This window comes from Morganella sp. EGD-HP17 (assembly GCF_000512315.2).
GTDB lineage: Bacteria > Pseudomonadota > Gammaproteobacteria > Enterobacterales > Enterobacteriaceae > Morganella > Morganella morganii.
On the sequence record NZ_AZRH01000002.1, the window covers coordinates 99,916 to 114,326 of the forward strand.

Sequence of the window (14,411 nt, forward strand, 5' to 3'; positions counted from 1 at the left end):
GACAGCGGGCAAAAACGAAAAGTCGCTGTAAATACCTCCCTGTACGCTCAGGCGCGTCATCCATGACGCGCATGCTTTTCGTTTCTCTGCCCGCTATCGCTCCTTTATCCGCAAAAGCAATGATCAGTTCTCATCCAGTGCTTTTGTGATTTTTTCAAACAGATCACCGGAGAGATTTTCCAGCCCTTTCAGGCGCAGCAATGCATCACGCATTTTGCTCTGACGGCTGTCGTCATACCGTTTCAGGCGGATCAGCGGTTCAATCAGACGTGACGCCACCTGCGGGTTACGGCTGTTCAGATCACAGAGGATCTCCGTCAGGAACTCATAGCCTTTACCGGATTTATCATGGAACGCTTTCGGGTTATTCATCACAAACGCACCGACCAGTGAGCGCACCCGGTTCGGGTTCGCCATGGTGAAGGACCGGTGAGTGAGCAGTGATTTCACATTATCCAGCACATCCGCATCCGGACGTGTGGCCTGAAGAATAAACCACTTGTCCATCACCAGACCATCCTGATGCCATTTGTTGTCGTAATCCGCCAGCAGTTTATCGCGGCACGGCAGCGCGGCCTTCACCGCCGCCGTCAGAGCCGCCAGAGAATCGGTCATATTGTCGGCCTGCGCATACTGTTGTGACACGCGCTTATCCGCCTGCGCTTTGTCCTCATCCAGTGCCAGATAGCCCAGACAAACATTGCGCAGATCACGTTTTGCAATATCCGCATGATCGATTTGATATGCCCCGGTTTTCATGCTGACATACACCGCATACAGCTCATCCGCCAGTTCACGGGCAAATGTGCCGGCGATATAGGTCATTACCGCATTAATTGCATCCGGATCCACCACCGGGAACCATTCCGCAACCTCGGTTTCTGACGGCAGGGTCAGAATCTGAGCTGCCAGTGCCGGATCGATCTGCTCATCAAGCAGCACTGCACGGAAAGCATCGGTTACCCCTTCCGGTAATTGCAAGTCTTCACCGGCCTGATAACGGCGGATGTTTTCCTTTATATGTGATGCCAGAAGAGACTGTGCGGCATCCCAGCGGGCAAATTCATTACGGGCGTGCTGCATCAGAAATGCCAGCTGTGCATCAGTGTACGGATAATCCACTTTCACCGGCGCGGAAAATTCGCGGAACAGTGACGGTACCGGCTTTTCACTGACATCATCAAAGGCGAAGGTCTGTTCATCACGGGTAATATTCAGTACTGAATGAAGCGGCTCCCCTTCATGACGCAGCGCAAGCACGTCGCCGTTACTGCCGTACAGTTCAATATCAAACGGGATATGCAGCGGCTGTTTGTCCTGCTGATCCGGTGTCGGCGGGGTCATCTGGGTCACATGCAGCTGATACTGTTTTTTATCCGCATCATAGCTGTCACGTACAGTCACCAGCGGCGTACCGGACTGGCTGTACCAGCGGCGGAACAGTGTCAGATCGACATTAGACGCATCTTCCATCGCCTGCACAAAATCATCACAGGTCGCGGCGCTGCCGTCATGGCGGTGAACATAAAGCTGCATCCCCGCCTGGAACTGCTCTTCGCCGAGCAGCGTGTGGATCATGCGGATCACTTCAGAGCCCTTCTCATACACCGTCAGCGTATAGAAGTTATTCATTTCAATGACTTTGTCCGGACGGATCGGGTGCGCCATCGGACCGGCGTCCTCGGCAAACTGAGCGGCACGCATCACGCGGACATTATTGATACGGTTTACCGGGCGGGAACCGAGGTCAGAGCTGAATTCCTGGTCACGGAAAACGGTCAGCCCTTCTTTCAGGCTGAGCTGGAACCAGTCACGGCAGGTGATACGGTTACCGGTCCAGTTATGGAAATATTCATGACCGATAACAGATTCAATCCCGAGATAATCTTTATCCGTCGCTGTTTCATTCTTCGCCAGCACATATTTGGAGTTAAAGACATTCAGCCCTTTGTTCTCCATCGCGCCCATATTAAAGAAATCAACAGCCACAATCATATAGATGTCGAGGTCATACTCGAAACCAAAGCGCTCCTCATCCCATTTCATGGCATTTTTCAGGGAGGTCATCGCCCAGCCGGCACGATCGAGGTTACCTTTGTCGACAAACAGCTCCAGCGCCACATCACGGCCGCTGCGGGTGGTAAAAGTATCGCGCAGCACATCAAAATCACCGGCCACCAGAGCAAACAGGTAACTTGGTTTCGGGAACGGGTCTTCCCATTTCACCCAGTGTTTATCCCCGGATTCCCCGGCATCAATCCGGTTACCGTTGGATAACAGATACGGATAACGGGCTTTGTCCGCCGTGATCCGGGTGGTGTAACGCGCCAGCACATCCGGGCGGTCAGGGTAATACGTGATATGACGGAAACCTTCCGCCTCACACTGTGTGCAAAGTGCATCACCGGACACATACAGCCCCTCAAGTGCGGTATTTTCCGCCGGGCTGATTTCATTAATAATTTGCAGGGTGAATTGTTCAGGCACATTCATAATGCGCAGCGAACCGGGTTCTTCGCGGTAATCTGACCAGACTTTGCCGTCAATGGTCAGCTGCTTCAGGGTCAGCCCCTCACCGGCAAGCACCAGCTCAGAGGCGTTGTCATTCAGGCGCTTCACCTGACTGACGGCAGTCACCACTGTCGTCTGCGGGTCGAGCGCAAAATCGAGATCAATATGGGTAATGGTATAGTCAGGAGCCTGATAGTCCTGACGATACTTCGCCTGCCGCTGTTGTGTCATGGTTTTCTCTTCACTGTTTTATTAAATGATTACAATTACGCTGTACTTAGGCTCTCATAATTCAGGCGCCGTGGTAAACGAAATTTTAGCAGTTTGTGATACGCCCTGATTTCCTGACGGTGCGGTACAGTACTAAATATGAATAAAATGTTAACAAATAATGTGATTGCGCGCTGAACATCACGCACAGGGAAAATAACGTGTTACTATACGCAGATAATAGTAAGCTATAACCTGTTTAGGTTGATTGCTCCGTGAGGATGCTGAAAGCGCCATGAATTCAGAAGCAACCCCGATTATCACATCACTGCTGGATACCGATGCGTATAAGCTGCATATGCAGCAGGCAGTGTTCCATCATTACCGTTCAATTCCTGTGGTCGCGGAATTCCGCTGCCGGAGCAGCAAACGGCTGGGGCAGTACGCAGATGAACTGCGCCGCCGGGTGGCAATGATGGCAGAGCTGTCAGTCAGTGATGACGAGTATAACTACCTGGCCCGCCTGCCGTTCTTTTCGGCGGACTACCTCGCCTGGTTCCGTCAGTTCCGTTTTGATCCGTCACAGGTAAATATCCGCTGTGACAGCAACGGCCAGCTGGCTGTCCGTATCAGCGGCCCGTGGGTGGAGGTTATCCTGTGGGAAGTGCCGTTGCTGGCGCTGATCAGTGAACTCGTCCACCATCATGAATCACCGCAGGTCACGCCGGAAGATGCCGTTATCCGTCTGCGTGAGCTGGTGGCGCGTTTTTATCAGGATGCCGAACAAGCCGGGCTGGATCTCAGCCGCTTTAAACTGATGGATTTCGGTACCCGCCGCCGTTTCTCTTTTGATGTTCAGAAAGCCATTGTCACTGAACTGAAACAGCATTTCCCGTATCTGGTCGGCACCAGCAATTACCTGCTGGCGGAAAAACTCGATCTGGAGCCGGTCGGCACCCAGGCGCATGAATGGTTCCAGGCACATCAGCAGATCAGTGCGGAACTGGCCAACAGCCAGCGCGCCGCTCTCCAAACCTGGCTTGATGAATATCCGGATCAGCTCGGTGTCGCACTGACAGACTGCATCACAATGGATGCTTTCCTGCGCGATTTCGATACCCCGTTTGCCCGCGCCTATCAGGGTCTGCGCCACGATTCCGGGGATCCGGTGGAATGGGGTGAAAAAGCCATTGCTCACTATGAAAAGCTGGGTATCGACCCGATGAGCAAAACGCTGGTCTTTTCAGATAACCTGGATTTCCGCAAAGCCCTCGCGCTTTATGCCCATTTCTGTGACCGGATAAATCTAGTATTCGGTATCGGCACCCGCCTGACCTGCAATATCCCGGATGTCGAGCCGCTCAATATTGTTATCAAGCTGGTGGAATGCAACGGTAAACCGGTTGCCAAGCTCTCTGACAGCCCCGGCAAAACCATCTGTGAAGATGATGAATTTGTCGATAAACTGCGCCGCGCATTTGATATTCCCCACGTTCAGCGCGCCTGCTGATCCCTCCTTTTATATACCTGCTCCCGGAGAACAGAAAAAGACGGTTATTTTTTCTGTTTTTCGGGCTGTTACCCCCTAATTTCTGCTTGTTTCCTGAGAGTGAGCAAGTAACATAGTGAGATTGCCCGTTTGACGGCAACTGATGACTATTCTGTTACTCACATCTCAGAGGATGGCGGGTAACGCGTGTAACAGACCTATATATAAGAAGAGAGAGTTTCAACTATGAGCATAGCGCCTGTGGTCGATGTACTGCAAGGCCGTGTACCTGTTGACAGCGAAGTCACGGTACAGGGTTGGGTCCGTACAAGGAGAGATTCAAAAGCCGGGATCTCATTCCTCGCCGTCTACGACGGTTCCTGCTTTAATCCGGTACAGGCCGTCATCGAAAATAATTTACCTAATTATAATGATGAAGTGCTTCATTTAACGGCGGGCTGTTCTGTTGAAGTTACCGGGAAAGTGGTTGCTTCCCCGGGCCAGGGACAAAGCTTTGAAATCCATGCCTCACAGGTTCGTGTGGTCGGTATGGTTGATGATCCGGATACCTACCCGATGGCGGCAAAACGCCACTCTGTCGAGTATCTGCGTGAAGTGGCGCACCTGCGTCCGCGCACTAACCTGATTGGCGCGGTTGCCCGTGTCCGTCATACCTTATCCCAGGCATTACACCGTTTCTTCGACGAGCAGGGTTTCTTCTGGGTATCCACCCCGCTGATCACCACCTCCGATACCGAAGGTGCCGGTGAAATGTTCCGCGTCTCCACTCTGGATTTCCACAACCTGCCGCGTAACGACAAAGGCGAAGTGGATTTCAGCGAAGACTTTTTCGGCCGGGAAGCCTTCCTGACTGTATCCGGTCAGCTGAACGGTGAAGCTTATGCCTCTGCGCTGAGCAAAATCTACACCTTCGGCCCGACATTCCGTGCGGAAAACTCCAACACCAGCCGCCACCTGGCGGAATTCTGGATGGTTGAGCCGGAAGTGGCGTTTGCCAACCTGAATGATATCGCCGGTCTGGCCGAAGCCATGCTGAAATATGTCTTCAAAGCCGTTCTGGAAGAGCGCCGCGACGACCTCGAATTCTTTGCTGAGCGTATTAATAAAGAAGCAATCGAACGTCTGGAACGTTTTGTCACTTCCGATTTCGCACAGGTTGATTACACCGACGCGATCAAAATCCTGGAAAACTGCGGCAAAACCTTTGAAAACGACGTGTACTGGGGCGTGGATATGTCCTCTGAGCACGAGCGTTACCTGGCGGAAGAACATTTCAAAGCGCCTGTGGTCGTTAAAAACTACCCGAAAGCGATCAAAGCCTTCTATATGCGTGAAAACGAAGACGGCAAAACCGTGGCAGCGATGGACGTGCTGGCACCGGGAATCGGTGAAATCATCGGGGGTTCCCAGCGTGAAGAGCGTCTGGACAGACTCGATGCCCGCTTCGATGAACTGGGTATGAATAAAGAAGATTACTGGTGGTACCGTGATCTGCGCCGCTACGGCACAGTGCCGCACGCCGGTTTCGGTCTGGGCTTCGAGCGTTTGGTATCATATGTGACGGGTGTCTCAAATATCCGTGAAACCATCCCGTTCCCGCGCACCCCGCGCAGCGCCACATTCTGATTTTCATCAAAAATATTGAATGTAAAAAGCCGGCCTTCAGGTCGGCTTTTTTTATGTCTGATGATCTGACTGTTCAAAAAGTTCCCGATTATTTACATTTTGAAATACTTTTTTGCCATTTGTTACAGATTCTTCGTTTTTGTAGCACTTTCAGGGTAGATAAAATATTTTACCAATGGAACACTGGTCGCCGACACAGACGACACTAAACTCTCATAAATAGTTCCAAATTTTTTTCAGAACTATTTCTGGCAGTGGCAGGTGTCCGAATAACACCAATGAGGGTAATAATAATGAAACGCAATATTCTTGCAGTGGTTATCCCGGCTCTGTTAGTTGCTGGTGCAGCAAACGCAGCTGAAATCTACAACAAAGACGGCAACAAAGTAGACCTGTACGGTAAAGTTGACGTTCGTCACATGTTCGCTAAGTCTGATGACAATGGCTCTAAAGAAGATGGCGACGATTCACGCGTTCGTTTCGGCATCAAAGGTGAAACTCAGATCACTGACCAACTGACCGGTTTCGGTCGTTTCGAAAACGAAATCAAAACCAACGGCGTTGAAGGCGACAACAAAAACAAAGTACGTTTAGCTTACGCTGGTTTCAAATTCGCTGAATTCGGTTCAATCGACTACGGCCGTAACTACGGTGTGGTATATGACACTGCAGCATGGACCGACGTTCTGCCACTGTTCGGTGGCGACACCATGGCACAGACCGACGTATTCATGACCGGTCGTAATGCTAACCTGCTGACCTACCGTAACACCGACATGTTCGGTTACGTTGATGGTCTGAACTTCGCTCTGCAGTATCAGGGTGCTAACGACGATAACTCTATCGCAGCACGTGACAGCGCTAAAGCGAATGGTGACGGTTATGGTTTATCATCTTCTTACGACCTGGGCTGGGGCGTGACTCTGGGTGCTGGCTACTCTAACTCTGCTCGTACTATCAACCAGCAGAAAGGTATGTTCGGTGCTGAAGGTAAACGTGCTGAAGCATGGAACGTTGGTGCTAAATACGACGCTAACAACCTGTACCTGGCCGCTCTGTACGGTGAAACCCGTAACATGACCAAATACGGCGAAGCTGATGACATCGCTAACAAAACTCAGAACTTCGAATTAGTAGCACAGTACCAGTTCGACTTCGGTCTGCGTCCATCCATCGCTTACCTGCAGTCTAAAGGTAAAGACCTGGATAACGGTAGCAAAGGCAGCGAAGACCTGGTTAAATACATCGACCTGGGTGCTTACTACTACTTCAACAAAAACATGTCTGCAGTTGTTGATTACAAAATCAACCTGCTGGACAACAATGACTTCACCCGCGGTGCTAAAATCAACACTGGTGATGTTGTTGGTTTAGGTCTGACCTACCAGTTCTGATTTAGCTTTAACGCTAAGTATGAATACAAAACCCACGGCTTGCCGTGGGTTTTTTGTTATCTGTTTAACGCGTTTTGTGATGCATTTTCATGCAAACCTCAACAGGACGTCACCCACTTCACAAGATCTTCGTCTTTTTTCTGTAAACAGTTGGCAAATGATTTACAGGGAGTTAACCTGATAACCTTGTGACAGTCCTCTTATCCGCACTATCAGATACTATTGGGATCAACAACTATGTTTGAGAATATTACTGCCGCGCCTGCCGACCCGATCTTAGGTCTGGCTGACAGCTTCCGTCAGGACCCCCGTGAAAACAAAATCAATTTAGGTATTGGTGTTTATAAAGATGAAACCGGTAAAACACCGGTACTGAGCTGCGTTAAAAAAGCGGAAAAGTATCTGCTGGATAATGAAACCACGAAAAACTACCTGCCGATTACCGGGATCCCTGAATTCGGAACAGTAACTCAGGCACTGCTGTTTGGTGATAACAGTGACATCATCACCGCCAAACGCGCCCGTACCGCACAGGCGCCGGGCGGCACTGGTGCGCTGCGTATCGCGGCTGATTTCATTGCTAAACAAACCAGCGCAAAACGTGTCTGGATAAGCAACCCGACCTGGCCTAACCACAACGGTATCTTTGCCGGTGCCGGTCTGGAAATCTGCACTTACAATTACTATGATGCCGAAAACCATTCACTGGATTTCAATGGCATGCTGGCAAGCCTGGAAGCGGCGCAGGCCGGTGATGTGATCCTGCTGCACGGCTGCTGCCACAACCCGACCGGTATTGACCCGACTGCTGAGCAGTGGGCACAATTATCTGTTCTGGTAAAAGAAAAAGGTCTGCTGCCGGTCTTTGACTTTGCTTATCAGGGCTTTGCTGCCGGTCTGGATGAGGATGCTCAGGGGCTGCGTATTTTCGCAAAATCTCATCCTGAAATGCTGGTGGCCAGCTCTTATTCCAAAAACTTCGGCATGTACAATGAACGTGTCGGTGCCTGCACCCTGGTTGCGGCTGATCCGGATACCGCTGATCGCGCGTTCAGCCAGATCAAAATCGTTATCCGCACCAACTACTCTAACCCGCCGTCACACGGTGGTGCTGTGGTAACAACAGTATTGTCTGATCCGGAACTGAAAGAAGAGTGGATCCAGGAACTGACCACCATGCGTGAGCGCATCAAGCGTATGCGCCAGCTCTTTGTGAACACCTTACAGGAAAAAGGCGCGAAGCAGGACTTCAGCTTTATTATCCGCCAGAACGGTATGTTCTCTTTCAGCGGCCTGACCAAAGAGCAGGTTGCACGTCTGCGTGATGAATATGCGGTCTATGCCGTCAGCTCCGGTCGTATCAACGTTGCCGGTCTGACACTGGAAAATATGGTTCCGCTGTGCGAAGCCATTGTCGCAGTACTGTAATTTCGTTTTGACCATAAAAAATGCCTGACTGTGTCAGGCATTTTTATTTCTGCAATGATATTGCTTACCAGACCGGTTGCTCATCCTGCAGGAACGGATTTGTGCGGCGCTCTTCCCCGAGTGTGGACATCGGGCCGTGGCCCGGGATAAAACGGTACTCATCCCCCAGCGGCAGCACTTTTTCTTTAATGGAGCGGATCAGATCCTGATGATTACCGCGCGGGAAGTCACTGCGGCCGACACCCCCTCTGAACAGCACATCACCCATTGAAATCAGTTTGTCCTGCTTATCCACAAACACCACATGACCCGGCGTATGACCAGGGCAGTGCAGCACATCCAGCTCAAGATTGCCGACAGTGACCTTGTCGCCCTCTTCCAGCCACTGATCCGGGGTAAATGCACGACATGGCTCCACACCGAACATCTGGCTCTGCTGTGTCAGCCCCTCAATCCAGAAAGCATCTTCCTTCTGCGGGCCGACGATCGGCACATTAAAGTGCTCTGCCACATCCGCAGTTGCGCCGACATGATCAAAGTGACCGTGAGTCAGGAGGATTTTTTCCAGTTTCAGACCGCGTTGTTCAATTTCACGGATAAGACGCGGCGCTTCACCGCCGGGATCGACAATAGCAGCGGCTTTAGTTTCATCGCACCAAACCAGGGTGCAGTTCTGCATAAAGCCGGTGACAGGGATAATATGATATTGCATGACACAAAACTCCGGTTAAAGCGGGTAATAACAACAGATTACCACGTTCTGACCGGTCCTGTATCCATATGAACGAAATTACTGGACGGATAGTAACCCACACCACCAGCCCGCATTTTCATGGCTGCTTTACGAACCTGACTTAACTGGATACCCGGAATACGGAAATCCATTGCCTGTCCGCGGGTGTGATAACTTTTCTTCGCCACACCGGAGGTGGTTCTGCGCAGTTCATTATTAGTGACCAGAGAACGGTAACCTGACACCAGCTGAATAGGTTTATTGATGTTCATCATCACCTGCAACAGATACATCTGGTCAAACAGGTGCGGGTCAATGGTTTTGACTTTATTACTGCGGTGGTCGCGGAACAACTTGTTCAGGCGGGCCAGTTCAGAGCGGTTATAACGTTTACCGTCAAAAAATTCTGCTTTCAAAAATTCACCGGTATTGAGATTTTCAAACCGTAAAATTTTCGGCCGGGGTGTGGTCAGGGACGCAAATGCGTGATTCGGTAATAAAGCCAACCCCAGCGCCGCCGCACCAAAACCCAGCCATTTACGGCGGTCGTTATCAATTGTATCCATTGACGGTAATCACTCTTTATCTGATTAAATATTACATGGCCGGACAGCGATAATTGTGTTCACCGTTCAGACCCGCAGCGGATCGGTTTTGTCTATTTCTGTAAATTTTCGTCAGGTTATTTCAATATTAATGTCAATATGAAAAAAACAGCAATAAACAAAACTGACCGTCTATTTTTTACCGATTCAATCCCCCGGAGTCAAATAAAAAAACACATTTTTACTCAGAAAGTAAACCTCACCGACATTTTCATGAACACCCGGTGTGTGACGGGCACGATGCCGCATCCGCTGAGCCTTTGCCGGGAACGGTGATATGACAAAATTAATCATTTTTAGTTAATTAACAGAATGACAAAATATAATATTGCGCAGTGAATTATTTTTTATCTGCACATCGCTTTTCGGTTAATTATATTTCAGAAGAAAAAAGCCGCTTATTTGTAATAAATAAACGGCTTCATGTGATCAGCTTTTTATCAGGAAAGGCGTGATATCAGTTAATTTATCAATACCTTTCAGGCTGCTGTCATCGTAGCGGTAAATATCCGCGCGATATTGCGGGATATTCTCCGCGTTTACCCAGGCAGTCTGATAATAGAGATAAACCGGAATACGGTTCGGGATAGAGACATAACGGGTACTGCCCGCTTTCAGTGCACCATCCACACGGGTTTCGTTCCAGCCCGCATCACCAAGGAGTATCGCCGCGAGATCTTTGGCTTTATTCACCCGCACACAGCCGGAACTGATGGCCCGCATATTTTTATTAAACAGGCTGTGGTTCGGGGTGTCATGCAGATAAATCGCCTCTGAGTTCGGCATATTGAATTTATAGCGTCCCAGCGAGTTGGACGGGCCCGGTGCCTGGGTTATCCGGTACGGGAAGTTTGACGGCGTGATAACACTCCAGTCAATGCTGTACGGATCAACCACAGAGGCGTTGTTACTCCAGCCGTTATAGATAGTGTAACCACGGCTGCTGAAATAGCCCGGATCAGCCCTGCCGCGCGGCACAACATCCTGGCGGCTCATGGTCGGCGGAACCGTCCACGGCGGGTTAATCACCACATTATTCAGGGCGCTGGACATAATCGGCGTTTTGCGCTCCGCACGGCCGACAATGGTTCTGGATTCCAGGATCAGATTATTATCCACATAGAAATACAGGGAAAAATCCGGAATATTGACCAGAATAGCGGTCGGTTCATTGTCCGGCGTAATGCGCAGACGCTGAATATTCACCGCCATAATGGCAGCACGCATCTGTGGTGTCTTATTCAGCCACTCACGGGTCTGTTTACCGATAACACCATCAGCTTCCAGACCGTGTTGTAACTGAAACTGTTTAACGGCCGCCACCAGCGTTTTATCGTAAACGGCACCGGCACTCATCATGTCATTGGCAGAGATCAGATTAAAGCGGTGCAGGATCTCACGCAGTGCCCCGACAGATTCATGGCTTTCCCCCGGACGCAATGTCCGGTTAATCACCATTTCCGGCCACGGCGCGGTATCCGCCAGTTCTGTCAGCATGGCTTTGCGCATCGGCTGATACATCTTATTCGCCGGTAACAGCGTATCGGTAAATGCCGCCAGAGTGCCGTTATGAGCCGCTGTATTCAGCCGCGCCAGTGACGGGGCACTGACAGCCGCAAACGTGAACGGACGGGCGCCGTACAGCCATTTATCGCCTTTGGTGCTCACGTTGTCGAGGTAATAGAGATAACCCAATGCCGCATCCGTTAAAATCATATCCCGCGCCAGCGGGGACAGATCCGGTTGTGCCAGGGCATTCAGCCAGGCCGTGAACTGCGGCTGGAATCCGGCAAGTGCGGCTTCCGCCAGCTGATTTTCCAGGGACAGACGCGCTTTTTCATCAGTCCACAGCGGTTTCAGCTGATGTTCCGCATAAATGTTTGTCAGTGTGTCGGTATAAAGTAACGGTGTTGCCGCCGGAACTTCACGGCGGATACTGTCAGCGACATCGCTCAGAGGCAGTGCATTAACACCGGCCACCGGCTCTGCGGCCTGTGCTTCTGTACTTTCCGGTGATTCTGAAAATGCTTTCAGATTTTCCACTTTGGCATCTGCTTCAGTCAGATGCGTTACCGGTGCTGTTGAGGCCCACGAAACAGGCGTCAGTAACAGTGTTCCTATCATGGCGGAAATGGGAACAACTTTTTTAACTCCCGTCACCATAACATCCCTCTCTTATTTTTTATTATGTCTGTTCCGGCCAATTGTTAATACTTATGGTCAGTATAGTAAATGTATCGTTTAAATGACTTCCCTGCTGATTTTACCTGTCAGAGAATAATTGAAAATAGGATAACGAAAAAATCGTAGAAAAAAGGCGCAAATACATCTTTTTAAGAGGAATACACTGCACTAATTACGCAAACGCATGTATTGAGTGCGATGAAATACATCTCATTCTCTGCTTTTCTTCCCGGATAAACAAATCTGCGCCGGACAATAAACAACACAAATAAAAAACTCCGCCGGGGGCGGAGCTTAGATGACTGACAGGTTATGATTAATATTCGGAATTAATAACCACTTCCTCGCCGAACTGACCGGCTTTCGGCAGCGGCTGATACGAGGAGTTCGAAGCACGTAATACCCGGATACCGCGGATATTCAGTTCCCGTGCTGCGGCAATATCGGCATCCGCATCACCGTAATAAATTTTCAGTTTGTGATCACGCATCCAGCTGACTTTATTATTCTGCCCTTCCTCATCACCGGCAAAAATAACCGGGTTCATTTTATCTGCCGGGATACGCAGCCCTTCCTGAACATATTTGGTGACCGTTTCTGTTTTGGTTTTGCTGCGCCCGGTGATGAAATAAACGGTATCACCACGTTTCAGGTGCATCTGAACCAGTTCCATACCGGATTTTTTCGGCATACTGAATTTATCCCACTCATTATTCATTTTTTCCCAGAATTCCGGGTTTTTCAGATAACTGTAGTCGTCCGGGGAGTATTCCAGTTTGCCGCGGTAAAAGCCCGGGCTTGAGAATAAGACAGTGTCGTCAATATCAAAGCCCACCGCCATCGGCGGCTGCCCTTTCAGGCTCTCTTCAATCTGTTCAACCGAAATCCAGTGAATGGCATGCTGTTCTGCCAGCTGAGCAACGGTCACGCCGTCACTGACTTTTTCCGGCATGTACACTTTGGCATCAGCCACACTGTTGAGGCTCAGAGCGAGTGCCAGGGCACTCAGGGTGAGGGTCAGTTTACGCATTGTATATCCTTAATTTTCTGTGTCGATCACGCGGAGTGAGAATCTAACCATTCCGGTTTCATATTAACGTTATTCAGATCACACGGTGAGGAATCCCCGCCGCTTTATACCGGCTGACAGCCGCATGATTGTTCTGAATTCAGAACATTGTTTATCAATATCCGCACTACTCAGCTTTTCGCTTATGGATTAATTTTAATCCGCACAACAGAACGTTTCTGAGAAACACACTGTTTAAACAAAAATCACCATCAAATTACCATAAGTGAGGGTCTTAAAATGAGTAATCCGGCAAACTTTAATGGTCAGCGTCCTGTTATTAATCCTGATGATGCACTGATGTTGTTAATCGATCATCAGAGCGGATTGTTCCAGACTGTCGGCGATATGCCGATGACTGAATTACGCGCCAGAGCCGCTGTGCTGGCAAAAATGGCAACGCTCGCCAATATTCCGGTGATCACCACCGCGTCTGTGCCGCAGGGTCCGAATGGACCGCTGATCCCGGAAATTCACCAAAATGCACCACATGCTCAGTATATTGCCCGTAAAGGTGAAATTAATGCCTGGGATAACCCGGAGTTTGTGGCTGCAGTGAAAGCATCCGGTAAAAAGCAGTTAATCATCGCCGGTACCATTACCAGCGTTTGTATGGCATTCCCGGCGATCAGCGCCGTGGCTGACGGTTATCAGGTGTTTGCGGTAATTGATGCTTCCGGTACCTATACCAAGATGGCTCAGGAAATCACCCTGGCGCGCGTTGTCCAGGCTGGTGTGGTACCGATGGATACTGCAGCGGTGGCCTCTGAACTGCAAAAAACCTGGAACCGTGCGGATGCGGCAGAATGGGCACAGGCGTACACACAGATTTTCCCGGCCTATCAGTTACTGATTGAGAGCTATACCAAAGCGCAGGACGTTGTAAATAACAACGAGATTTTAGATTCACAGCGCTGATATAAAAAAACGGATGAGCGCACTGCTGCGCTCATCTCAGGCCGTTGACAAACCTGCAAGGGTTGGCAACGACCGACAGGGGTTGTAAAAATAAACCAGGAAAATCAATTTATTGATTTTCGGCTGATAACACAAAGCAGGAAAAACCACGTTTTATCCTGCTTTGTCTGCAATCACGGATGAGCACAGCAATGTGCTCATCCGCTTCAGAGAAAAGACCGGA

10 protein-coding genes are annotated in these 14,411 nt (G+C 50.0%); 5 read left to right on the forward strand and 5 right to left on the reverse strand.

Features of this window, described 5'->3' with window-relative positions; all coding sequences use genetic code 11:
* Window positions 1–123 precede the first annotated feature (123 nt).
* Complete coding sequence (gene pepN, locus X965_RS02930) at window positions 124–2,742, reverse strand: aminopeptidase N (protein WP_036416987.1); 2,619 nt, start codon at window positions 2,740–2,742, stop codon at window positions 124–126.
* A 274-nt stretch (window positions 2,743–3,016) separates the two neighbouring features.
* Here pepN and pncB point away from each other — a divergent pair, with 274 nt between their 5' ends.
* The 4 genes from pncB (at window position 3,017) to X965_RS02950 (ending at window position 8,679) form a co-directional block, all read left to right on the forward strand.
* Window positions 3,017–4,231, forward strand: a complete 1,215-nt coding sequence (gene pncB, locus X965_RS02935) for a nicotinate phosphoribosyltransferase (protein ID WP_032098465.1) — start codon at window positions 3,017–3,019, stop codon at window positions 4,229–4,231.
* A gap of 225 nt (window positions 4,232–4,456) precedes the next feature.
* Window positions 4,457–5,857 (forward strand): asparagine--tRNA ligase, encoded by a 1,401-nt coding sequence (gene asnS / locus X965_RS02940; protein ID WP_004235849.1) that lies wholly within the window; start codon window positions 4,457–4,459, stop codon window positions 5,855–5,857.
* Between the two features lie 293 nt (window positions 5,858–6,150).
* The gene (gene ompC / locus X965_RS02945; protein ID WP_032098466.1) at window positions 6,151–7,251 is read left to right on the forward strand and encodes a porin OmpC; all 1,101 of its coding nucleotides are present in this window, start codon (window positions 6,151–6,153) and stop codon (window positions 7,249–7,251) included.
* 237 nt (window positions 7,252–7,488) lie between these two features.
* The gene (locus tag X965_RS02950) at window positions 7,489–8,679 is read left to right on the forward strand and encodes an amino acid aminotransferase (RefSeq protein ID WP_004235846.1); all 1,191 of its coding nucleotides are present in this window, start codon (window positions 7,489–7,491) and stop codon (window positions 8,677–8,679) included.
* A gap of 64 nt (window positions 8,680–8,743) precedes the next feature.
* On the opposite strand, the gene X965_RS02955 is transcribed toward X965_RS02950, so the two are convergent.
* The 4 genes from X965_RS02955 to aphA all read right to left on the reverse strand — a co-directional run bounded on the left by X965_RS02955 (window position 8,744) and on the right by aphA (window position 13,231).
* Window positions 8,744–9,391, reverse strand: a complete 648-nt coding sequence (locus X965_RS02955) for an MBL fold metallo-hydrolase (protein WP_036416989.1) — start codon at window positions 9,389–9,391, stop codon at window positions 8,744–8,746.
* Between the two features lie 38 nt (window positions 9,392–9,429).
* Window positions 9,430–9,978, reverse strand: a complete 549-nt coding sequence (locus X965_RS02960) for a YcbK family protein (RefSeq protein ID WP_004235843.1) — start codon at window positions 9,976–9,978, stop codon at window positions 9,430–9,432.
* A gap of 468 nt (window positions 9,979–10,446) precedes the next feature.
* Window positions 10,447–12,180, reverse strand: a complete 1,734-nt coding sequence (gene ldtD, locus X965_RS02965; protein WP_036416992.1) for a L,D-transpeptidase — start codon at window positions 12,178–12,180, stop codon at window positions 10,447–10,449.
* A gap of 337 nt (window positions 12,181–12,517) precedes the next feature.
* Entirely contained in the window at window positions 12,518–13,231 is a 714-nt protein-coding gene (gene aphA, locus X965_RS02970) for an acid phosphatase AphA (protein ID WP_036416994.1), read from the reverse strand.
* 279 nt (window positions 13,232–13,510) lie between these two features.
* Here aphA and X965_RS02975 point away from each other — a divergent pair, with 279 nt between their 5' ends.
* Complete coding sequence (locus tag X965_RS02975; RefSeq protein ID WP_004235839.1) at window positions 13,511–14,188, forward strand: hydrolase; 678 nt, start codon at window positions 13,511–13,513, stop codon at window positions 14,186–14,188.
* The last annotated feature ends 223 nt before the right edge of the window (window positions 14,189–14,411 follow it).

Bases quoted from the DNA above. Each gene is read 5' to 3' on its own strand.
- pepN (WP_036416987.1), bottom strand. From the start codon at position 2,742: ATGACACAACAGCGGCAGGCGAAGTATCGTCAGGACTATCAGGCTCCT.
- ldtD (WP_036416992.1), bottom strand. From the start codon at position 12,180: ATGGTGACGGGAGTTAAAAAAGTTGTTCCCATTTCCGCCATGATAGGA.
- ompC (WP_032098466.1), top strand. From the start codon at position 6,151: ATGAAACGCAATATTCTTGCAGTGGTTATCCCGGCTCTGTTAGTTGCT.
- X965_RS02955 (WP_036416989.1), bottom strand. From the start codon at position 9,391: ATGCAATATCATATTATCCCTGTCACCGGCTTTATGCAGAACTGCACC.
- aphA (WP_036416994.1), bottom strand. From the start codon at position 13,231: ATGCGTAAACTGACCCTCACCCTGAGTGCCCTGGCACTCGCTCTGAGC.
- X965_RS02950 (WP_004235846.1), top strand. From the start codon at position 7,489: ATGTTTGAGAATATTACTGCCGCGCCTGCCGACCCGATCTTAGGTCTG.
- X965_RS02960 (WP_004235843.1), bottom strand. From the start codon at position 9,978: ATGGATACAATTGATAACGACCGCCGTAAATGGCTGGGTTTTGGTGCG.
- pncB (WP_032098465.1), top strand. From the start codon at position 3,017: ATGAATTCAGAAGCAACCCCGATTATCACATCACTGCTGGATACCGAT.
- X965_RS02975 (WP_004235839.1), top strand. From the start codon at position 13,511: ATGAGTAATCCGGCAAACTTTAATGGTCAGCGTCCTGTTATTAATCCT.
- asnS (WP_004235849.1), top strand. From the start codon at position 4,457: ATGAGCATAGCGCCTGTGGTCGATGTACTGCAAGGCCGTGTACCTGTT.